This is a genomic window from Maribellus comscasis (genome assembly GCF_009762775.1).
In the GTDB taxonomy this organism is placed as follows: Bacteria; Bacteroidota; Bacteroidia; order Bacteroidales; family Prolixibacteraceae; genus Draconibacterium; species Draconibacterium comscasis.
Genome location: NZ_CP046401.1, coordinates 1,612,200 through 1,632,095, shown reverse-complemented (window position 1 = coordinate 1,632,095; position 19,896 = coordinate 1,612,200). Strand labels below are relative to the sequence as shown.

At 38.8% G+C, this 19,896-nt stretch carries 18 protein-coding genes and 1 tRNA gene; 15 read left to right on the top strand and 4 right to left on the bottom strand.

Features of this window, described 5'->3' with window-relative positions; genetic code table 11:
• The 8 genes from GM418_RS06800 to GM418_RS06765 are packed head-to-tail and all read left to right on the top strand — an operon-like array spanning window position 1 to window position 8,968.
• The gene (locus GM418_RS06800) at window positions 1-1,206 is read left to right on the top strand and encodes an FtsW/RodA/SpoVE family cell cycle protein (protein WP_158864439.1); all 1,206 of its coding nucleotides are present in this window, start codon (window positions 1-3) and stop codon (window positions 1,204-1,206) included.
• The gene (murG, locus tag GM418_RS06795; protein WP_158864437.1) at window positions 1,206-2,306 is read left to right on the top strand and encodes an undecaprenyldiphospho-muramoylpentapeptide beta-N-acetylglucosaminyltransferase; all 1,101 of its coding nucleotides are present in this window, start codon (window positions 1,206-1,208) and stop codon (window positions 2,304-2,306) included. The genes GM418_RS06800 and murG overlap by 1 nt, the downstream gene beginning before the upstream one ends.
• On the top strand, window positions 2,306-3,691 hold the full coding sequence (gene murC, locus GM418_RS06790; protein WP_158864435.1) for a UDP-N-acetylmuramate--L-alanine ligase: 1,386 nt from the start codon (window positions 2,306-2,308) through the stop codon (window positions 3,689-3,691). Before murG ends, murC begins: the two co-directional genes overlap by 1 nt.
• On the top strand, window positions 3,691-4,443 hold the full coding sequence (locus tag GM418_RS06785; protein WP_158864433.1) for a cell division protein FtsQ/DivIB: 753 nt from the start codon (window positions 3,691-3,693) through the stop codon (window positions 4,441-4,443). The genes murC and GM418_RS06785 overlap by 1 nt, the downstream gene beginning before the upstream one ends.
• A gap of 2 nt (window positions 4,444-4,445) precedes the next feature.
• Complete coding sequence (gene ftsA / locus GM418_RS06780; RefSeq protein WP_158864431.1) at window positions 4,446-5,735, top strand: cell division protein FtsA; 1,290 nt, start codon at window positions 4,446-4,448, stop codon at window positions 5,733-5,735.
• A gap of 11 nt (window positions 5,736-5,746) precedes the next feature.
• Complete coding sequence (gene ftsZ, locus GM418_RS06775) at window positions 5,747-7,093, top strand: cell division protein FtsZ (RefSeq protein WP_158864429.1); 1,347 nt, start codon at window positions 5,747-5,749, stop codon at window positions 7,091-7,093.
• A 24-nt stretch (window positions 7,094-7,117) separates the two neighbouring features.
• Window positions 7,118-8,503, top strand: a complete 1,386-nt coding sequence (gene ftsZ / locus GM418_RS06770; RefSeq protein ID WP_217447724.1) for a cell division protein FtsZ — start codon at window positions 7,118-7,120, stop codon at window positions 8,501-8,503.
• Window positions 8,504-8,518: 15 nt separating this feature from the next.
• The gene (locus GM418_RS06765) at window positions 8,519-8,968 is read left to right on the top strand and encodes a GatB/YqeY domain-containing protein (protein ID WP_158864427.1); all 450 of its coding nucleotides are present in this window, start codon (window positions 8,519-8,521) and stop codon (window positions 8,966-8,968) included.
• A gap of 95 nt (window positions 8,969-9,063) precedes the next feature.
• Here GM418_RS06765 and GM418_RS06760 read toward each other — a convergent pair whose 3' ends face one another.
• From GM418_RS06760 to GM418_RS06750, 3 genes are all read right to left on the bottom strand, one after another.
• The gene (locus tag GM418_RS06760; RefSeq protein ID WP_158864425.1) at window positions 9,064-9,399 is read right to left on the bottom strand and encodes a hypothetical protein; all 336 of its coding nucleotides are present in this window, start codon (window positions 9,397-9,399) and stop codon (window positions 9,064-9,066) included.
• A 143-nt stretch (window positions 9,400-9,542) separates the two neighbouring features.
• On the bottom strand, window positions 9,543-10,259 hold the full coding sequence (locus GM418_RS06755; RefSeq protein ID WP_158864423.1) for a vitamin B12 dependent-methionine synthase activation domain-containing protein: 717 nt from the start codon (window positions 10,257-10,259) through the stop codon (window positions 9,543-9,545).
• Between the two features lie 104 nt (window positions 10,260-10,363).
• Window positions 10,364-10,801, bottom strand: coding sequence for a peptidylprolyl isomerase (locus GM418_RS06750; RefSeq protein WP_158864421.1), 438 nt, complete (start codon window positions 10,799-10,801; stop codon window positions 10,364-10,366).
• Window positions 10,802-10,922: 121 nt separating this feature from the next.
• Here GM418_RS06750 and GM418_RS06745 point away from each other — a divergent pair, with 121 nt between their 5' ends.
• From GM418_RS06745 to GM418_RS06735, 3 genes are all read left to right on the top strand, one after another.
• A complete protein-coding gene (locus tag GM418_RS06745) occupies window positions 10,923-11,819 on the top strand; it encodes a sugar phosphate isomerase/epimerase family protein (protein WP_158864419.1) in 897 nt (298 codons plus the stop codon).
• An 11-nt stretch (window positions 11,820-11,830) separates the two neighbouring features.
• A tRNA-Thr gene (locus GM418_RS06740) sits at window positions 11,831-11,903 on the top strand.
• 653 nt (window positions 11,904-12,556) lie between these two features.
• Complete coding sequence (locus tag GM418_RS06735) at window positions 12,557-14,767, top strand: S8 family serine peptidase (RefSeq protein ID WP_158864417.1); 2,211 nt, start codon at window positions 12,557-12,559, stop codon at window positions 14,765-14,767.
• A gap of 121 nt (window positions 14,768-14,888) precedes the next feature.
• Here the strand turns inward: GM418_RS06735 and GM418_RS06730 are convergent, their stop codons facing one another.
• On the bottom strand, window positions 14,889-17,309 hold the full coding sequence (locus tag GM418_RS06730) for a TonB-dependent receptor (protein WP_158864415.1): 2,421 nt from the start codon (window positions 17,307-17,309) through the stop codon (window positions 14,889-14,891).
• Between the two features lie 563 nt (window positions 17,310-17,872).
• Between GM418_RS06730 and GM418_RS06725 the strand changes: the two genes are divergently transcribed.
• From GM418_RS06725 to GM418_RS06710, 4 genes are all read left to right on the top strand, one after another.
• Window positions 17,873-18,055, top strand: a complete 183-nt coding sequence (locus GM418_RS06725; RefSeq protein ID WP_158864413.1) for a hypothetical protein — start codon at window positions 17,873-17,875, stop codon at window positions 18,053-18,055.
• Window positions 18,056-18,104: 49 nt separating this feature from the next.
• Window positions 18,105-18,401 (top strand): YtxH domain-containing protein, encoded by a 297-nt coding sequence (locus tag GM418_RS06720; protein WP_158864411.1) that lies wholly within the window; start codon window positions 18,105-18,107, stop codon window positions 18,399-18,401.
• Between the two features lie 73 nt (window positions 18,402-18,474).
• Window positions 18,475-19,338, top strand: a complete 864-nt coding sequence (locus tag GM418_RS06715) for a universal stress protein (RefSeq protein ID WP_158864409.1) — start codon at window positions 18,475-18,477, stop codon at window positions 19,336-19,338.
• 32 nt (window positions 19,339-19,370) lie between these two features.
• Window positions 19,371-19,862, top strand: a complete 492-nt coding sequence (locus GM418_RS06710) for a Dps family protein (protein ID WP_158864407.1) — start codon at window positions 19,371-19,373, stop codon at window positions 19,860-19,862.
• The last annotated feature ends 34 nt before the right edge of the window (window positions 19,863-19,896 follow it).

Here is a 19,896-nt window from a genome sequence, read left to right as displayed (position 1 = left end):
ATGGAAATTACATTGGGGAAAATATTCAGGGGTGACAGGGTGATCTGGATAATTCTGTTGTTACTGTCGCTTTTGTCGCTGTTAATTGTTTACAGCTCAACAGGAGCCCTTGCTTATAGGCAGGCGTCAGGTAACACGGTCTATTATCTGGTTCGGCAGTTATTTTTTCTCGGTGCCGGCTTTGGGCTCATGTTGTTGATGGTGAATGTAATCCCGGTGAAAATTTATTCCATGGTAGCAAATTACCTGGTTTATTTTAGTATAGGTTTGTTGTCGCTGACTGTCGCTTTTCGTTTTGCAGGAATTGGGGAAGGAAGTGGACGAACGTTGGGTTTAGGGCCTATTTCTTTTCAGCCTGCCGAGATTGCAAAAATTTCTTTAATCATATACACCGCAAAAATTTTAGGGAAAAAACAAAAAACCAAAGGCGATCTGTTTAAAGCCTTCAAAAGAATTATTCTGTACACCATTGTCATTTGCGGGCTCATATTTTTATCTGATTTCTCTACTTCCGCTCTTCTTTTTGCAACAATAATGGCCATGATGTTTATCGGACGAATTCCTTTAAAATACTTGGCATTGGTTATTGCAACAGGTGCTGCACTGATTGTTTTGATTTACTATGGAGCGGATTTAATACCCGATTCAGTGTCGAGGGCCCATACAATAAAGGGAAGGATTGAACGATTTATCCATGGAGACCCGAATTCAGAAAAAGGAATTACACAGGCCGACTATGCCAAACTGGCCATTTACGAAGGTGGAATTTTTGGCAAAGGACCAGGTCATTCCGATGTAAGCAATTATATGGCTGCTGCTTACAGCGATTTTATTTTTGCCATAATTGTTGAAGAATACGGATTGATTTTAGGGGCGGGAGTGATGTTTTTGTACCTGATATTTTTATTCAGGGGAGTGGTAATAGTCCGGCGATCGACCCGGACGTTCCCGGCTTTTTTGGTAACAGGATTAACATTGTTGCTGGTTTTTCAGGCAATGATAAATATAGGTGTTTCCAGCGGCGCACTTCCGGTAACCGGACAGCCTTTACCATGGGTGAGTTTAGGCGGTACATCGCTGCTTTTTACATCCATTGCTTTCGGATGTATTTTGAGTGTGAGTCACCAAAATCAGGTAAACCGTGAAGTTCAGAAACAACCTGTTCAGGTAAATGTACCTGACGAAGATGTTGAAATGGAAAAATAATGAAGATTGAACGAGTTATAATAAGTGGAGGCGGAACCGGGGGACATATCTTCCCGGCACTCGCAATTGCAAACGAAATTGGCAAACGAAATCCGGATGCCAAAATTTTGTTTGTTGGTGCACTTGGAAGAATGGAGATGGAAAAAGTACCGGCGGCTGGTTATCAGATTATCGGGCTCCCGGTAATGGGATTTCCCCGCAAACCTGGCTTAAAGATGTTTACTTTTTTTGTTCGCCTGATAAAAAGTGCCTCAATGGCCCGGAAGATTGTAAAAGATTTTAAGCCTCAGGTGGCTATTGGTGTAGGAGGTTATGCAAGCGGTCCGCTGTTACGTGCCGCGTCTGCAAAAGGAATTCCAACACTTATTCAGGAACAAAACTCATATGCCGGAATAACCAATAAGTTATTGAGCAAAAAGGTTAACACAATTTGTGTGGCCTACGATAGAATGGAACGCTATTTTCCCTCAGATAAAATAACAATAACCGGAAACCCGGTGAGGGAAAATTTATTGCAGAGTAAGTCGAATAAAAAAGAGGCCCTGGAGTTTTTCGGATTAACAGAAAATGACAAAGTGATATTGGTTGTTGGCGGAAGCCTGGGAGCACGTTCAATAAACAATACAGTTCTGAATAGCGTGAAAGAGATTGGCAAATCAGGTGTTCAGTTGATCTGGCAAACCGGTGCAATTTATTACGATAGAATTCAAAAAGAGCTGGAGAACAGTAAACCGGAGAATTTGCAAATACACCAGTTTATTTCGAGGATGGATTTGGCTTATTCGGTTGCCGGAGTGGTAATATCAAGAGCTGGAGCCGGAACCATTTCTGAACTGTGTTTGGTTGGAAAACCGTCAGTTTTGGTGCCTTCGCCAAATGTGGCTGAAGATCATCAAACTAAAAATGCAATGGCACTGGTAGAAAAAGATGCTGCACTAATGATTAAAGATGATGAAATTGAGGGACGACTGATTCGGGAGGCCGTTCAGTTAATTAATGATGAAAAGAAATGCAAAGTGCTTTCAGAAAAGATACAAAAGCTGGCAAAGCCCGATGCAACGAAAGATATTGTTGATGAAGTGGAAAAAATTCTGCATTGATGAAGAATCTTCAAAATATTAAAAATGTATATTTCCTCGGAATCGGGGGAATAGGGATGAGCGCGCTTGCCCGCTACTTTAAATTTACAGGTTGCAATGTGGCGGGTTACGATCGCACACCGACTGCACTTACCGAGGCAATGGAAAAAGAGGGGATTGATATTCATTTTGAAGATGATATCCGTAATATTCCCAAAAACTGGAATCCGGCAGAAACCCTTGCCGTTTTTACACCTGCACTTCCTGATGAACATCAGGAACTTTCGTGGTTTCGCGAAAAGCCGATTGGTTTACTGAAACGAGCCAAGGTTTTAGGTTTGATAAGCAACGAAAAGAGCGGAATCGCTGTGGCAGGAACGCATGGAAAAACAACTGTAAGCACGATGGTCGCTACTATTCTGAATGAAACAGCAATGGGATGCGGTGCTTTTTTAGGTGGTATCTCCAAAAATTTTGGGAGCAATTTGTTGCTTCCTAAAGACGATTCGCCCTGGATTGTAGCTGAAGCCGACGAGTTTGATCGTTCGTTCCTGCACCTGCAACCTGAACTGGCTTTGATTACAGCTATCGATGCCGATCACCTGGATATTTATGGCGACAAGGAAAAAATTGTAGATGCATTTGAAAAGTTTATTTCGCAAATAAAACCGGGTGGCAAGCTGGTGGTAAAGGCGGGAGTTGAGATCAACAGGCAAAGAACTTCAGCCGAAATCTTTTCCTATACATTAAAAGAAAAAGCTGATTTTTCCACCCTGAATTTGAAATTGGATGCAGGGGGTGGTTGTTATCGGTTCGATTTGAAAACTCCGGAGGGAATAATTGCCAACTGCAAAATGAATTATCCGGGTTTGGTGAATGTTGAAAACGCAGTTGGGGCAGCTGCACTGTCATTTTTGGCGGGAGTTTCTGCAAATAATATAAAAGCCGGGTTAGAAAAGTACACCGGTGTTAAGCGGAGATTTGATGTTCGGTTTAAAAGTGATTCACAAATTTATATTGATGATTATGCACATCATCCAAAAGAGTTGGAAGCGTTGATTTCCTCGGTTCAGACATTGTATCCGAACCGTAAAGTAACAGGGATTTTTCAACCGCATCTGTTCACACGCACGCGTGATTTTGCTGCTGAATTTGCCAGCAGTCTTGATTTACTTGATGAAGCTATTTTAATTCCGTTGTATCCCGCGCGCGAAGAACCCATTAAGGGAATTTCTTCTGAAACCATCTTTGAAAAAATGAAACTGGAAAACAGACATTTGCTTTCAAGAGAGGAGACACTTGAATTACTCAGGAATGAAAAAACCGGTGTGGTTTTAACAATAGGAGCAGGCGATATCGACCGGATGGCAGAAAATATTATTGAAGTTCTAAAGAGTAAAAATTAATGTGGCGTAGAATATTCAAATTCAGTGGTTTGTTGGTGGTAATTGTTTTTTTGATCATCACACTTGCTTTTACCTCGCATGAAAGCAGGAATATTATTTGCCGGAATATTGAAGTCGATTTTAGGGCAGATGACATTATAAAAATTAATAACAGTGAGATTTTGAAGTTGGTAAAATCAGCCGACGACAGTATTGTCGGGAAGACTTTGGGTAAAATTAACGCCGAATTCATTGAACAGGAAGTGGAAAAACATAAAGCTGTTTTAAAAGCTGAGGTGTACAAGGTTTTGGTAAAAGACAGTACTTCTTACAAAGGAATTTTAACAGTAAAAGTAAAACATAGAAAACCAGTAGTTCGGATCGTGTCTGAAAACGGGAATTATTATTTGGATAAGTTTGGGGGACGAATTCCCGTTTCGAACCAATACACAGCAAATGTTTTGGCTGCAACAGGAAATATTAGCGAAAAATTTGCTGTTGAAGAGTTGTTGCCGTTTATACTTTATTTGAAGGAGGATGAATTCTGGGAAGCACAAATTGAGCAGATTCATCTGGAGAATAACGGTGATGTACTTTTAATCCCTTTGGTAGGTGATCAGATTATAGAGCTGGGGAAACTGGAAAATTATGAAACAAAACTAAGAAATATGCGTGCTTTTTATAACCAGGTTCTGGCAGCGAATAACTGCTGGGATAAATATAAATCGGTGAGTTTAAAATATTCAAATCAAATAGTAGCAAAAAAGAGATAAACATGGCTTCAAATAGTAATCTTTCGGTTGTTATTGATATTGGTACTTCAAAAATTGTCGGACTGGCAGGACAAAAAACAGAGGAGGGTAAAATGGGAATTTTGGCCGTTTCAAAAGTGCCCTCAAAAGGTGTCAAACGTGGAGTAGTCTTTAATATTGAAGAATTAGCTTCATGTTTGAAAGTCGTAATTGCCGATTTGGAAAAGCAGTTGGATGCCGAAATTACCGGGGTTGAAATTGCTTTTGCCGGACAGCAAATGAAAACGGCTGATTACCGCGGTTACCGCTACACGTCTGATGAAGGTGTAGTGTCTGATTTTGATATTAACGAGTTGTATAATGAAGCCAGAAATTATAAAGTTGAGCAGGACTACAGAACGATTCACATCGTTCCGCAGTCTTTTGTCATCGATGATGAAATCAGGGAATTGAGCCCGGTGGGAATTACCGGAAGAAAACTGGAGGCCAATTACAAATTATTTATTGTTCCTGAGGTTCATATTCTTAATTTTCAACGGGTTTTTGAAAAAGTTGGCGTGAATATAGAAGGAATCACACTTTCACCGTTGGCAATCTCCGAGTCTGCGCTTTCCGAGGATGAAAAGGAAAATGGAGCTGTTCTTTTAGATATTGGAGCCGGAACAACAAAACTGGCTGTTTTTCATAACAGTGTATTAAAACATGTTGCAGTTATTCCTTTTGGAGGAGATGTTGTAACCAAAGATATCAGAGAAGGTTGTTCTATTTTGTTAAAATGGGCTGAACAGCTGAAGGTAAAATATGGCGAAGCCCTGGGCGATTTTGCTGATGAACAAAAAGTAGTTACCATTCCCGGGCATAATGGCTGGGAACCCAAAGAAATCACATTTAAAAGCCTTGCATTTATCATTCAGGCGAGAATGGAGGAAATTATTGACAATGTAAATCTTCAGATAGGAAAGTCGGGTGTGGAAGAAAAGCTGGGATTTGGAGTTGTTGTGTCGGGAGGAACCGCTGATATGAGTAATTTGATTTCGTTAGTGAAGTTCCGAACTGGTTTGGATGCCCGAAAAGCTTTTCCTGTTATCCATCCGGTAAACAGGCGGAAAGAATTTCAAAATCAGGATTTGCTTACCGCTTTTGGCTTGTTGAAAATGACTCTTGAGAAAGAGGAAGAGTCGGAGAGTATAAGAACAAAAAGGAAAAAGGAGAAAAAGAAAAAGGAAAACAACGGCCTTTCTCCATGGCGTAAAGCCATTCAGGGTGTTCTCGATTACATCGACGATGACAACGATGATTTAGCAATGAATTAAAATTGAATGATATGACCGAAGAATTAGTAAACTTTAAGCTTCCAAAAGCTTCGTCATCCATAATAAAGGTAATTGGTGTTGGCGGTGGCGGCTGCAATGCTGTTAACCACATGTTTGAGGAGGGAATTACAGGAGTGGATTACATCATATGTAATACTGATTCGCAGGCGTTGGAACAGAGTCCTGTTCCTGTGAAGATTCAGCTTGGTGTTACACTTACCGAGGGCCGCGGAGCAGGTAACAAACCCGAAATGGGCGAGGAGGCAGCACGTGAAAATTATGAGGATCTAAAAAAAGTTTTGGAAGATAACACCAAAATGTTGTTTATCACAGCCGGAATGGGCGGAGGAACCGGTACTGGGGCAGCTCCGGTGATTGCCAAACTGGCGCGGGAACTTAAAATTCTTACGATAGCGGTAGTTACAATTCCTTCTCCGGCAGAAGGAAAGAAACGTTTTGGTCAGGCTATGAAGGGAATTGAGAAACTGGGAGAATTTGTCGATAGTATGCTGGTAGTAAGCAACCAGCGACTTCAGAATATATTTGGAGATTTACCTGCCCGGCAGGCATTTAAAATGGCCGATAATATTGTAACTACGGCAGTAAAAGGTGTTGCCGAAATTATTACGGTTCATGGTAATGTAAATATTGATTATACCGATGTTCATACCGTAATGCACAACAGCAAAGTGTTTATAATGGGAACAGGTTATGCCACCGGTGAAGGCCGGGCGATGGAAGCAGTGAATCAGGCATTGGAATCGCCTTTGCTGGATAGCAACGACATTCATGGTACTAAAAATATATTGCTCAATATTATTTCGGGAAAGGAAGAAATTAAAATGGGCGAAATTGGTGACATAATTGAAACCTTGCAGGAAAAGGCTGGTAAGGAAGCAGATATTATTTGGGGAAATGGATATGACGAATCGCTGGGAGATAAAGTTAGCGTAACCATTCTTGCCACTGGTTTTGTAACCAATCCAAATCAAATTTTACAGCCCAAGAAAAAGCCGGAAAAGTTTGATTTAGTTGAGAAGCAGGAAGAGGAACCTGTTCTTGAAGAACAAAAAAAGGAAGAAGAATTTGTTTCGGAGAGAAAAAAAGAAAACAAGATTGTTTTTGAACCGGAAAATAAAGATGACGAAAAGGAAGAGGAGTTAAAAGAGAAAGTTTACATCAAGCCAAAAAAGGAAGCAACTGAAAAATCGATTTTTGGCCGAAAGAAGAAAAAAGAACCTAAGAAAAAAGTAAAGAAAGATGAACCTGTAGCTGAACCGAGTATTGATAATTGGTTTTATAAGAATTTTGGACTGGGGAAATTATTTGAAGATGAGGATCAATCAATGGACGAATAAACCCAAAAATAAACAAGTTGGATTATGACAGAGAAAATGGCAGATTTATCAAATTCTAAAAATAAAGGGGCTGCAATAAAAGTTATAGGAGTCGGCGGAGGCGGAGGGAATGCGGTAAACCATATGTTTAAACAAGGTATTCGCGATGTCGATTTTGTGATTTGTAATACCGATTCACAGGCCTTGGATGTCAGCCCTATCCAGATAAAAGTACAACTGGGAGCCTCGTTAACAGAGGGACGGGGAGCAGGCAACAAACCGGAAACAGGAAAACAGGCGGCAATTGAAAATATTGATGACGTAAAAGCGGCACTTGACAGCGGTACAAAAATGGTTTTTGTAACTGCCGGAATGGGTGGTGGAACCGGAACCGGAGGTGCCCCGGTTATTGCTGAAGCATGTAAAAACCGCGGGTATTTAACGGTTGGAATTGTAACTATTCCCTTCAGAAACGAAGGAAGGAGGAGAATAAAACAGGCTGTTGAAGGAATTGAAGAATTGGAAAAACATGTGGACTCATTACTGGTAATTAACAATGAACGAATTCGTGAAATGTATGGCGATTTTGGAATTTCAGAAGCTTTTTCACGGGCAGATAATATTTTAGCCATTGCAGCAAAAGGCATTGCGGAGATTATTACCGTTCCGGGCTACATAAATGTGGACTTTGCTGACGTGGAAACCGTTATGCGCAAAAGTGGTTTGGCTGTTATGGGAACCGGAATCGCAACAGGTGAAAAGCGTGCTGAAGAAGCAGTTGAAAAAGCGTTGAATTCCCCACTATTAAATAATAATGATATCCGGGGAGCAAAAAATATTTTACTAAATATTACTTCCGGAACAACTGAAGTTACTATGGATGAAGTTGGACGCATTACCGACTACGTTCAGAATAAAGCCGGATTTGATGCGGATATTATTTGGGGAAACGGAAAAGAAGAATCGCTTGGTGAAAATATTTCGGTAACTTTAATTGTTACGGGAATCAGCAAAAATAGTATCCCTCATTTTGAGAATAACGAACAAGCTGAAAAAAAAGAACATCTGCTTGACGAACCGGAGAAGCAAAACACGGATAGTTCAGCAACTCAAAAAACAGCTAGCAGAAATAATCAGAAAACGATTGAGTTTGATATTTCTGAGGAAAAAAGGCAAGAAGAGTCAGAGTTTGAGTTGTTGTATCCAAGAACATCAAAAGAGAGAACTTCACCTGAGAAGAAAGATGTGGTAATGGATTATTCTGATTTAAGTGATGAGGATGTAGACGAATTTGAAAATATTCCTGCCTATAAAAGAAGGCAGTTACGCATGAACGATCCAAAATATAACAATAAGCCTTCAAAATATTCAGTCTCAAAAGACAATAAAATAAAAGACAGAAATTCATATCTTCATGATCAGGTCGATTAATTAAAAATAACAATTATGACAATTTTTGAACAAATAAACGACGATATTAAAACGGCTATGAAAGCCCGTGAAAAAGAAAAACTGGAAGCACTCAGAAACATCAAGAAAGTGATGCTTGAAGCGAAAACATCAAAAGGCGCCGGAGCTGAATTGACTGATGAAGAGGCGTTAAAGATTATATCAAAACTGGCTAAACAAGGTTCCGATTCGGCAGCTATTTATAAAGAACAGGGAAGACAAGAATTGTACGATCAGGAAATGGCACAGGTAGCTGTTTATGAAAGTTATCTCCCCGCAAAAATGACTGAAGAGGAACTAACAGCTGTTGTGAAGGCGATAATTGAAAAAACCGGAGCTTCGTCTATGAAAGATATGGGAAAAGTTATGGGGCTGGCGAGCAAAGAATTAGCCGGAAAAGCAGACGGGAAAGAAATAGCCGATAAAGTGAAAAAATTATTACAATAGTCTAATTGTATTTAAAAACCGCATGTTGTGCGGTTATTTTTAGTCTTTTGATTTAAAGTGCACGGAAGGATTTATCTGTAAATCCTTCCCTTTTTTTAATCCTCATCGTCAGATATTTGATCAGCAACATGATCCAGATCTGAATATTTATCTTCGTAATCCTGTTTTACATTGTCTTTTAAAAAACCGTCATCATCGTAATCATCATCCTCATCCACAATCTGAACCGCTTCGTTTTCGGTCATCCGGAGCATGTAGTATTTGTCTTCAGTTTCAAACGGAAGTGCAGTAACTTTAATTCCGTTTTTATCAAAAAAGTGAATCAGGTTATCGGCAAATCCATCAGCGTAAACCAATTTTATCTGCTCTTGTAAATCCTTGTCTAACTTGTTGTAATCTTTTATTACCCTAGGTTTATTAACAGGTGTCATTTCTGTTTTGTTAAGTTTCTTTAAATCAATATTTTACTAATGTTTCTTGCCTTGCTGTAAAAAGCACACAAAACGTTTTTTGCTATTGTTTATATTCAAATAACTACAACAAATAAATGAGTAAGAATTGATATTTCCAACAGTTATTCTGATTTTTTTAAAGGTTTTTTTTGACGCTTTATTTTTCCATAGAAACAATTTAAATCATCGCACCAGTTACACTGATATCCCTTCTGTTTTAATTCGGGGCCAATCCCAATTATTCCGCTTACCGATTTTATTGGATTCATAAGCGATGAGGAAGAAAGGGTAATACCACAAAACCGGGGAGGGAGCAGAGAAAACAGTTTTTGTTGTTCCGAAACATCCCAGTTGCAATATCCCGGAGAAAACCGGTCTGAAATATTTAATCCATGGATTGCCATTTTATTTTTAAGCCATTCCTGCATTTTATCCACGGCTTTTTCTACTATTAAAGAACCAATTGTGTCGAAAATGTACCCGGTTAATGCGTCTCCCTCAGTAGAAATTTTTTTTGAATGTTCGGATATTTGATTTCCAGCTGTACAAACAAACAAAGCAGCCGAATTTGCATGGAACAAACGGGCCGTTACAATTTTCCCCGGGGAAAAAGTTGTGTTCCCCATTCTTATCTGGTTATTTGTTTTATCGACAAAAGCAGGCGATAAAACTTTTATACCTCCACTGATATTGCACAAAAAAGAAGCTTTTAATAATCCGGCTTTTATGAGTTCTGGAAAGGGGTCGGGAGACAAGCCTTTTTCAAAACCCATGTATTCCTCAATTTCGTGGAGGCTTAAAGATAGTTCTTCAAAACTGTATCTTAACTTTGTTATCATTTGAAAAAAATATCAGGGAATTTACAATTAAATTGAAGAAGTTGGAAATTAAAAAAGGGATTTACATTTAAGTAAACCCCCCTAATACAAATCGAATCTTGTTATTAATCTTCAATAATTTCAATCTTTTCAATTTCATCACCTTGCCTGATATCATCAATAACATCGAGTCCTTCATAAATTTTTCCAAAGCAAGTATGATGCTTGTCCAGGTGTTTGGTATTCTCCCGGTTGTGGCAAATAAAAAATTGCGAACCACCTGTGTCTTTACCTGCATGTGCCATCGATAAAACTCCTCTTTCGTGGTATTGGTTGTTTCCATCGAGTTCACACTTGATAGTATAACCCGGGCCTCCTGCGCCGGTTTTGTCGGGGCATCCCCCCTGAATAACAAAGTTTGGTATTACCCTGTGAAAATTTAATCCGTCGTAAAATCCTTCTTTTGAGAGCTTAATAAAATTTGCTACCGTACCGGGCGCATCTTCTTCAAAGAATTTTATTTTCATTACTCCCTTCGACGTATAAATCTCTGCTTCTTTCATCTTTTTTTGTATTTGTTCCGGCACAAAAGTAGAAAAACTTGCCATATTTCATAAATCAATATTGTAGAGTTGAGCAGAGAATTATATCTTTAATATCTTTTAACAACTAAATCTAACAACAATGAGATTTTATCAAAGCAGAAAAGAGTTTATCAGGAATTTATCACTATTGGCAGGTGCGTCGGCATTTCCCGGAAGTTTATTTGCTTCCTCAGGTAAGGTTGCAGGCTCGAAAATGAAACTGGGACTGGTAACTTATTTGTGGGCAAAGGACTGGGATATTCCAACCATAATAAAAAACTGTAGTGAAACACAGGTGTTGGGAGTCGAACTTCGGGTCGAACATGCACATGGTGTTAATTTTAATATGACAGCAGCAGAACGGGCAGAGGTAAAGAAAAAGTTCAACGATTCTCCTGTTGAAATTGTTGGAATGGGAACAAATGAAGAATACCATTCTCCGGACCCTGCCGTATTAAAAAAGCATATTGAAAATACAAGGAAGTGGCTTGAACTAAGCAGAGATATTGGTGGCTCCGGGGTGAAGGTGAAACCAAATGCATTCCCCGATGGAGTTTCAAAGGAAAAAACGCTGGAGCAAATTGGCAAGGCACTGAATGAAATAGGAAAAATGGCGCTTGATATGGGACAACAAATCCGGTTAGAAGTACATGGACGGGAAACACAAAAGTTGCCTAACATCAAAACCATGATGGATTATGTTGAAAACAAAGGTGCAACGGTTTGCTGGAATTGTAATGAGCAGGATTTGGACGGCCAGGGGCTGGAATACAATTTTAATCTTGTTAAAGAAAAATTTGGGGACATTTGCCATGTTCGTGAACTAAATGTGGGCGATTATCCCTATCAGCAGTTGATGGACTTGTTTGTGAAAATAGATTATCCCGGTTGGATTTTGTTGGAATGCCGCACTGATCCTGCAGACAAAGTTGCAGCGATGAAAGAACAACGGCAGGTTTGGCAAAAAATGATCAAAAACGCACAAGCCAAATTGTAAGAAAAAGCAAGGCCACTTTAGCTCAGCCGGTAGAGCAGCTCACTCGTAATGAGCAGGTCGCGGGTTCGAGTCCCGTGAGTGGCTCGCATCACAATAACGAAATTTCCTAAAAGCTTGGAATCAACTGATTTCGGGCTTTTTTTGTTTTCGGATACCTCTCGAGTACACATGGTTTTCCGATGTTAAAGAGACCAATTCGGAATCATTTTTTTGAATATTGGTCTTGTTTAAAAGTCTATTTTCCTGTTTCATTCTTTTCCCCCATCTTATATATAAAATCAAATGAGGCAAGTTCTCAATACACACGGGATCATTCATAGCACATTTTTGAATTTAGAGTTTCAGGGGGTTTTGCCCCATTTTTATCGGGATTTTAACTATATTGTTGATTTTGAGTTTTTTAGTGTGTATATTGCATTCGTGGAATGTTGAATTTGAATTGTGAATAATTCAAAATCTGTTTCGGAAATAGCGGGTGGAAGTTTTACGGTTTAGGCGGGATTTATTAAAATCCATGAATGATTTTCTAAAAATAAATCATTTTTAAACAAAGGGGCAGGAATTGATAGTTTAAAGCCTTGTTCGACTGATTAAAAATACAGGCTTAGCCTCTGACGCAGTAACGTCAAAAGCCAATGGCTTGTTTGCGTTTAATTTGACCTGGTAGATTATACGCTTCTTTTACCCAAATACAAAAATAACAACCATTAAATACTTAAAAAAGAGAGGAGTAAGTTATGACTAAAGAAAGTAATGTACTGGTAAATCTGGTACGCGACGAAATTCTAACAACAAATTCGTCTATCGAAATCACAACTGTTGCTAATGCAGATGCAGATCGTGTGATCAGAAGCATAGCGGTTCAGGGAGTGGATGGGAAAGTCTCTCCTACAAGACGGAGAGGTGGTTTTGTATGGAGTGCAGAGAATGGGTTGCCACCCGGACAACATAGGCTGGTAATTGATCCGCTTGTGGATGCTAAATCACAGAAATTGAGTGATCCTCTGGAGATCCCTTTTACAGTAGTTGCCACGAACTCAAAAATTGCCGGCAACCTGCAAATCAATAGTTTTGTTCGAATAAAATTTGTTGAAGATGGTGTTGAGCGGCTTCCGGGTGATAAGATTTCAGACGTAGAGTATATCGAATTTTTTAAAGCTACAGACCGCAAGAGTGGTAGGCCTTTATCATTTGAATTTGACCATAAAGGCAAAAGAGTAGATGGAGAAAAAGTCCTTGAAGAACATCGTGAAAAACTGAATTCGAAATTCGGAAAGATTCATCCCGCACTGTTTTCTATTATCTATTCTGAAAAACCACCTGCAAATGTGTTGGTCGATGTTTGGTACGAAGTTGAGGAGCCCGAAGCTTTGCCTTCAGACCGTGCTTTAAATGAATGTGACCAGGATTCAGCAAACCGGCGTTCAGAAGAAATGAGAGAAAAGATGGTTGAAAGGTTAAAAGAGTTTGCAAAATCTCTTCGCAGCAATCTGAAAGTAGTAAAGGTTGATGAACTCGCGCCGGTAGTTACTGTTCATGTTGTAACATCGGGCATTAAAGAGTTGGCGGAACGAAAAGATGTGGCAGGCTTACTTCTTCATGAAACAGAAGGCATTGAAGACCTTGACGACTCGATTGCTGTCGCCGCCTCCGACGTAGTTCATTCCGGCGGCGAAAACGGTTCGGGAGTAAAAGTAGCTGTATGGGAATCCGGGCCCACCAGTAATTCAGATTTGGTTATTGCGGGAAAATACAAATCAAATCCTTCAACATCAAATCATTCGCAGAATGTGCATGCAATAATCCGGAATAAGGAATCAGGAACACCAAACGGGCACGCTCCGGGGGTTAGCTTGTATTCAGCAAATGATAAAGACAGAGATGCATTAACCTGGGCGGTTAAAGACAAAGGCTGTACGGTTATTAATCAAAGTTTTCACCGATCCAGCGAACCAGGGTCCAGTGCATTATCCAGCGATGATATTTATGGTGACTATCTGGCAACCCGATATCCATATCCTTTAATAGTTCATGCAGCGGGTAACTTCTGGAACGGAGACCCGGATAATATTAATCCGCCCAGCAGCGAGTATGTAAATCATAAAGGGTATAATACGATTTCTGTTGGGAACCACAATGATGATGCATCGGCAATGGCCGCATCATCAACGTTTCGAAATCCGGGTACTTCGCACGGCGATCGTGAACTGCCTGAAATAAGCGCAAACGGTGTTGGCGTAACAGCTGACGGAATTACAATGACCGGAACCAGCCAGGCTTCACCGGCAGTTGTTGGTGTAAGTGCGCTGCTTCAGGGAACAGATTCAACATTAAAACACTGGCCCGAAGGATGCAGAGCCATACTGTTAGCCAGTGCAACAAAAAATGTTGCTGGTAATACATGGTGGCAGGATGTAAGTGGGGGAGTTGACGCAAAAGACGGTGCAGGAGCTGTAAATGCAAAAGAAGGCTGCAATGTAGCAAAGAACCGCCGATGGGGAAATGCACCCGCTACACGCAGAGGATGGGATGTAGGCTTGCTTAGCTCTTCCAGTTTTGGCAGCGACAAAAAATCTACTTTTGAGTATAAAGTGTCTGTTCCCAATTACATATGGGGGCCACGAAAAGTGAAAGTTGCTTTAGCCTGGACATCCAAAACCAAAAAGACATCGTTCCTTTTCTGGAGCTGGTATATGTCAAAGCTAAAGGTCGACCTAGATCTTATGATATACGACGAAAATGGAGCACTTGTAGGGTACAGTGGTTCGTGGGATAATAGTTATGAAATAGCTGAGTTTACCGGTCAGCCGGGCAAAACTTATACAATAAAAATCAGGCGGTGGTCAGGAACAGAGTCAACCTGGTACGGTATTGCCTGGACTGTTACCGGCGGCCTCACCATTGCTTTAAATCCGGAGCTGTTGCAGCTGAGACGCGTTTTGCGGTAGTTTTTTTAATCTGAAACCGCAATAGTTTTAATTCGATAGACTTAGAGGTTAAAATCCTCAAGTCGACACATTCTACAGAGAGTCAATCTGGTGAATCCCGGTGGTGCAAACTGCCGGGATTTTAATAATTTTCGCTTGTAGTATCATTGTTTTTAACCGCTTCGAACTCTGCCTCACCCAAACAAATTGTTCCGTTTTCTGTAATTCCTTCTACAAATATTTTGTATTCGGCAACATTGTCGCAAGTAAAAAAAGTACAGTTAACTTTCCCATCTTCCACCGCGATTGACGGATTCCAGTAAAGTGTAGTCCGGTAGTCGGGTATTTCAGAACGTATATTTTCGCTGTTGTATGCTGGAGAATAAAATTCGCGGTACGATGAAAAGCCTTTAATTCGTTTAACTATTGTACCTTTCAGAATATCCGGCGTTGATGTACGTCCCCCACCTCTTTTAATAATGATGTTAATAACACCATTTCTTCCGCGCATTCCATAATAAGTACCTGCGGCATGTTTTAGAATTTCTACTCTTTCTATATCTCCCACAGGAATAGAGGTTACATAATCATATGCTGGAAAATCATCTGTTGAAAATACTTCAATCCCATCTATCAAGAATAAATAGGTGGAATCCACTCTTCCGGGAACGCGACCTGCCAAATATTCCATAATGTTTGGGTATGCATAAGCATTTTCTTTCAATACTACCGTGTGAGTTGGTTCGGTATAAATTCTAATTCGTCCCTGGCTTTTTTCTTCCTCCGGCCTGGCTGCCGTTACTCTTACTTCTTCAATAAGACGGGTATCACGGTCGGGGAAAAATTCTTTTAGTCTGGCTTCGTTAAAATATTTTGTCCGAAGCATGGGAACCGGAATTTTGGTAAAATGTTTTGCCAACGTCAGTTCAGAAGAGGTTGTTTCAGGCGAGCTAAAAAGGATACTGTCTAACGTTATGGTTGTATTAAGTTTGTCTCTTTTATTTTTTCCCTGTATAAAAACAATAGCTGAATCATAAAACTGTACATTGTCAAATGTATAGTTTCCCAGTGAATCAGTTTGGGTAAAATTCATAAAGTTGTCTGTTTTTCCGGACACACTCAGTATTACTTCTGAATCAGTTAGCTTTTTTGTTTTGTAGTAATTTTTTAATGTTCCTGTAAAAGTATGTCCTAAATGTGTTTCAATTTCCGGGATTCTTTCTCTCTTGGTTAGTGTATTCCAAACATAGTTGCTCCAACCCTGGGTCATCATAAGTAAATCAAGTTTTTTTGCTGATGAAATTTGAGGTTCGTTTATAAAGTAGTCGGCAGGGCTGGCAATGTACCCTTTTAGTTCAGAATCGATTAACAGATAGGACTTTATATTTTCTGTAATCCCTGATTCCGGAATCGAACTTTTATCAATAACCGAAATGGAAAGGTTAGCAATTTCATTTCTGTCAATGTTTTTACATACATCTATTTCAAGTTTCACTTGTTCCCGTGGGCGAAATTGGAATTGGTTCAAATTTAATTTCAAAGAAGCATCTTCGGCTTCATCAATAAAAACAAGTCGTTCCGAGACAGGTTTGAAATTTTCGTTTAACAGAACTACCCGGTTGATACCGTTTTTTAGTAGTTCGTTTTTAATATGAACAATTTTTTCTTTTTTGTTCCTGCTTACCTCTGCAAAAGAGTTTAATTCGCCTCTGGTTAGAGAAGTCACATAGTATTTTTGATTGCTAACTGTTTCGTTTAAAAGAACGTTAACATCAATACCGTCCGGATTTTCTTTGTAAATCATCAGTTTGGCTCCGGTGTCTGAGATTTTAGGGAAATTATAGATTACATTCGGATAACCATCAATTTCAATTGTATATTTTTCTCTTTGCTCCGGAATAAAATAAATTATTCCCATGCCCCGGTACAACGAAGAAAATTTCATCAACTCTTCTCCTTTCCCGTTTAGTAACCGGCCGTGAATTTCAACATCCCTTCCCGAAGGTTCAGTTGCTTTAAAAGCCATTTGGTTGTATTTGCCCGCCAGCAGAAAACCACCTTCGGGAAACAGGTCGATAGTTATGTTGTTGATTATTTTATGCTTATCCTTATCCTTTGTTTCATGACCGGCTGTATTTTTTACACGACTAATACGAATTGGTTTTGAAAAAATTAAATCATCTCCATATTCACCCAATAAATCGGTGTAAGCACGAAGCAGGTAGTTTCCTTCTTCCAATTCAGGCCTGTTTAGCGTTAACTGGCCTGGGCAAAAACCTTGCTCAATCGGAAAAAATTCTTTTTGAACAGAATGACCGGAACTGTCAGTTAATTCGATATACAAGTTACAGTCGGTTTTTAAAGGAGTATGCGTTTGCGGGTGAAGTAGGTATCCCGCAAACCAAATTGTATCATTCAAAAAGTAAAATTCACGATCGGTGTGTAGGTAAAGTTTTTGAAAAGGAATCGTTTGTTGGCTTTCAATAAATGACTTTTTGTTCTGAGAAAGAACTGACTGCGTAATTAATATCAGTAAAATTGGGAGTAAGTATTTTGTTTGCATTGCGGTTTTAGATTAGTTGTTTGGTAAGGAACAAAAATTATTCCTAAAGATAATTTATTTTGGAGCAGGAAGAGTGTTACTGAGCAGCTTTCTTAACAATGTAAAGGGACACCGTAATGCTTTTTTCTCGGGGTTTTCACTTTTATTCTATTCGCAGGAACAAAATCATCGTTTTTAATGCAAGTAACAGCTACTACAGCCGGAATAATGGGAGTAATCAACCATTCAAATTTTTATACAATTTCTTCATGATGGTATAACTTTTAAGTATTTGGAAGTAAAATCCAAACAGAAATGCTTGTTTATTTTTGTTAAATACAAAAAGAATAAGGAAAGTTTTTTTATACAAGTTAACGAGTGGCTGTTGTTTCCCGGAAAATTAAACCTTTTTTAAATCCACATCGTGTAGAGATTTGTCCACATTAGGAATTCACATTATATACAAATCAAAAACAAATAAAGCCTTGATTTTCAGGTAGTAAATGAGTTGTGGGGCTGGTGGCTTAATTCTGGAATACTTTTTTCGTATAAAAGAGTAGAAAACGTTTAAACAGAATTGATATATGAATGGATTAAAAAAACGAAAAACAACCTTGTCTTTTGCAGTTAACTCAAAAGAGTATTTGGGCAACGATAAAAATACATTGAAAAGCAGAATTCAGGCGATGGATAAGGGGTGGATTCAGAAAAAAAATGACATCAGAAAAATGAAACGTACTGCCGATAATATTAAAGCAGGAGTTTAAACGATTATATTATATAAATTAAATTATTAATACTTAAAAATTAGGAATCATGGAAAAAGGAACAAGAAATGCATTGTTGGGATTTGTTGCCGGAGCGGCAGCAGGAGCGTTAACAGGAATTTTGGTAGCACCTGAAAAAGGATCAAAAACCAGAAAGAAAATTTCGAAGAAAGTAAAAAATGTTTCAAAGGATATTACAGAAACTTTGGGGGAGAAAGTTGATAATCTGAAAGATTCTGTAAACGACGCTGTACATGAGATGAAGGGAAAGGCTGCCAAAGCAGAAGAAAAAGTAAATCAAAAGGTTAACGCAACGGCAGACAAAGCAAAAGCAGCAGCCAATTAACCTCCGGATATTTTTTTATACACCCGAAAAAGCACACGGTAAAATAAAAGAGAATTTTAAAGAAAGGAAAGTCATGAAAACAAATTTGTTGTTACTGGATTCATTAAAGAACAGTGAAAGTTTACTGTCGTTTGCTTTTTCATTTAGCAATCGTTACAGAAGGAAATTGAAGATTACATACGTTTTTGATTTGAAATGGATGGGACAATCATACATGTCTGGTGCCACAGCTCCTATGGATGCGGGTTTTATACGTGCTGAAAAGATGGCCGGAAAAGAATTTGAAGAAGCCCAAACTAAAATCAGAACGATGGTGGATGAGTATTTAAAGAAAAACCTTATTCAAATTCCTTACGAAATCAGCACCTCAGAATTAAATCGGGTTGATTTGGTAGAGGAAGAACTTAAGAAAGATAAGGATTTGATGTTGCTGATTAATAATTACCAAAGTTATGCGGAACTATCTGGAGGGCTGATTCGTTATCCAAATATTGTAAACGATGTAAAATGCCCGGTTTTTGTAATACCGGAAGATACACCACACGTTGTTCTTAAAGATGTGGTATATGCTACCGACTACAATCCGGAAGATATTACTTCATTAAAGCATTTGTCAACCTTTTTGAAACAGGCAGAACGTGCTCATATTACGGTTCTACACAACGACAAAGAGGTTGATTTTGATGAAAAGTTGAAGTGGAAAGGTTTTAAAGAGCTTGTAAAAGAAGAGGTCGATTTTGACAATTTTAATTTTACGCTTGAAAATCAGGAAGATTTCAGAAAAGGAATTGAAGATTATTCATCGGAACATAAAACAGATTTACTGGTGTTAATGCATGAAAAGAGGGGTTTTTTTGAACAGGTTTTTTCATCAAGTGATGTAAAAAACGTATTGACACATTTTGATAAACCGGTTCTGGTTTATCATCAACAGTAATTTGAATTTTGAACTATAAAAAAATACAAGATATGAGAACAAATGAAAAAATATTCCAAAATTTGGGATTTGCAAATAAAGATACTACAGAATTAACAAAGGAAATTAATTTGCTGATTGCAAGTTATCATGTGCATTATCAGAAACTGCGGAATTTTCACTGGAATGTAACCGGAAAAGACTTTTTTGATCTGCATGAAAAATTTGAGGAATTATATAATTTTTCGAAGGTTAATATTGATGATTTGGCAGAACGAGTCCGTGTATTTGGCGAAAAACCGATGGCTCGCCTGGATGAATATTTGAAATTTTCAAAAATTTCAGAACCAGAACCAGGTCTTAGTCCTGATAATATGGTGGACAGCATTTTAACCGACTTTGAGATTTTACTCTCTCAAATGATAAATGTGCTGGATTTAGCCAATGAAAGCGGTGACGTATCAACTATCGATTTATTAAACAGCATTGTAAAACAGACTGAGAAATATTACTGGATGTTTACAGCCTGGATGGAAAAGAATTAGTGCTAAATTCTATGCCTGATAAAATTAAAAAAAG

What these genes read in the sequence shown, in the direction of transcription:
- GM418_RS06715 (WP_158864409.1), top strand. Translation starts at nt 18,475, where the DNA reads ATGAAAACAAATTTGTTGTTACTGGATTCATTAAAGAACAGTGAAAGT.
- GM418_RS06725 (WP_158864413.1), top strand. Translation starts at nt 17,873, where the DNA reads ATGAATGGATTAAAAAAACGAAAAACAACCTTGTCTTTTGCAGTTAAC.
- murG (WP_158864437.1), top strand. Translation starts at nt 1,206, where the DNA reads ATGAAGATTGAACGAGTTATAATAAGTGGAGGCGGAACCGGGGGACAT.
- ftsA (WP_158864431.1), top strand. Translation starts at nt 4,446, where the DNA reads ATGGCTTCAAATAGTAATCTTTCGGTTGTTATTGATATTGGTACTTCA.
- GM418_RS06750 (WP_158864421.1), bottom strand. Translation starts at nt 10,801, where the DNA reads ATGAAAGAAGCAGAGATTTATACGTCGAAGGGAGTAATGAAAATAAAA.
- GM418_RS06760 (WP_158864425.1), bottom strand. Translation starts at nt 9,399, where the DNA reads ATGACACCTGTTAATAAACCTAGGGTAATAAAAGATTACAACAAGTTA.
- GM418_RS06800 (WP_158864439.1), top strand. Translation starts at nt 1, where the DNA reads ATGGAAATTACATTGGGGAAAATATTCAGGGGTGACAGGGTGATCTGG.
- GM418_RS06720 (WP_158864411.1), top strand. Translation starts at nt 18,105, where the DNA reads ATGGAAAAAGGAACAAGAAATGCATTGTTGGGATTTGTTGCCGGAGCG.
- GM418_RS06745 (WP_158864419.1), top strand. Translation starts at nt 10,923, where the DNA reads ATGAGATTTTATCAAAGCAGAAAAGAGTTTATCAGGAATTTATCACTA.
- ftsZ (WP_158864429.1), top strand. Translation starts at nt 5,747, where the DNA reads ATGACCGAAGAATTAGTAAACTTTAAGCTTCCAAAAGCTTCGTCATCC.
- GM418_RS06755 (WP_158864423.1), bottom strand. Translation starts at nt 10,259, where the DNA reads ATGATAACAAAGTTAAGATACAGTTTTGAAGAACTATCTTTAAGCCTC.
- murC (WP_158864435.1), top strand. Translation starts at nt 2,306, where the DNA reads ATGAAGAATCTTCAAAATATTAAAAATGTATATTTCCTCGGAATCGGG.
- GM418_RS06765 (WP_158864427.1), top strand. Translation starts at nt 8,519, where the DNA reads ATGACAATTTTTGAACAAATAAACGACGATATTAAAACGGCTATGAAA.
- GM418_RS06785 (WP_158864433.1), top strand. Translation starts at nt 3,691, where the DNA reads ATGTGGCGTAGAATATTCAAATTCAGTGGTTTGTTGGTGGTAATTGTT.
- GM418_RS06730 (WP_158864415.1), bottom strand. Translation starts at nt 17,309, where the DNA reads ATGCAAACAAAATACTTACTCCCAATTTTACTGATATTAATTACGCAG.
- GM418_RS06710 (WP_158864407.1), top strand. Translation starts at nt 19,371, where the DNA reads ATGAGAACAAATGAAAAAATATTCCAAAATTTGGGATTTGCAAATAAA.
- GM418_RS06735 (WP_158864417.1), top strand. Translation starts at nt 12,557, where the DNA reads ATGACTAAAGAAAGTAATGTACTGGTAAATCTGGTACGCGACGAAATT.
- ftsZ (WP_217447724.1), top strand. Translation starts at nt 7,118, where the DNA reads ATGACAGAGAAAATGGCAGATTTATCAAATTCTAAAAATAAAGGGGCT.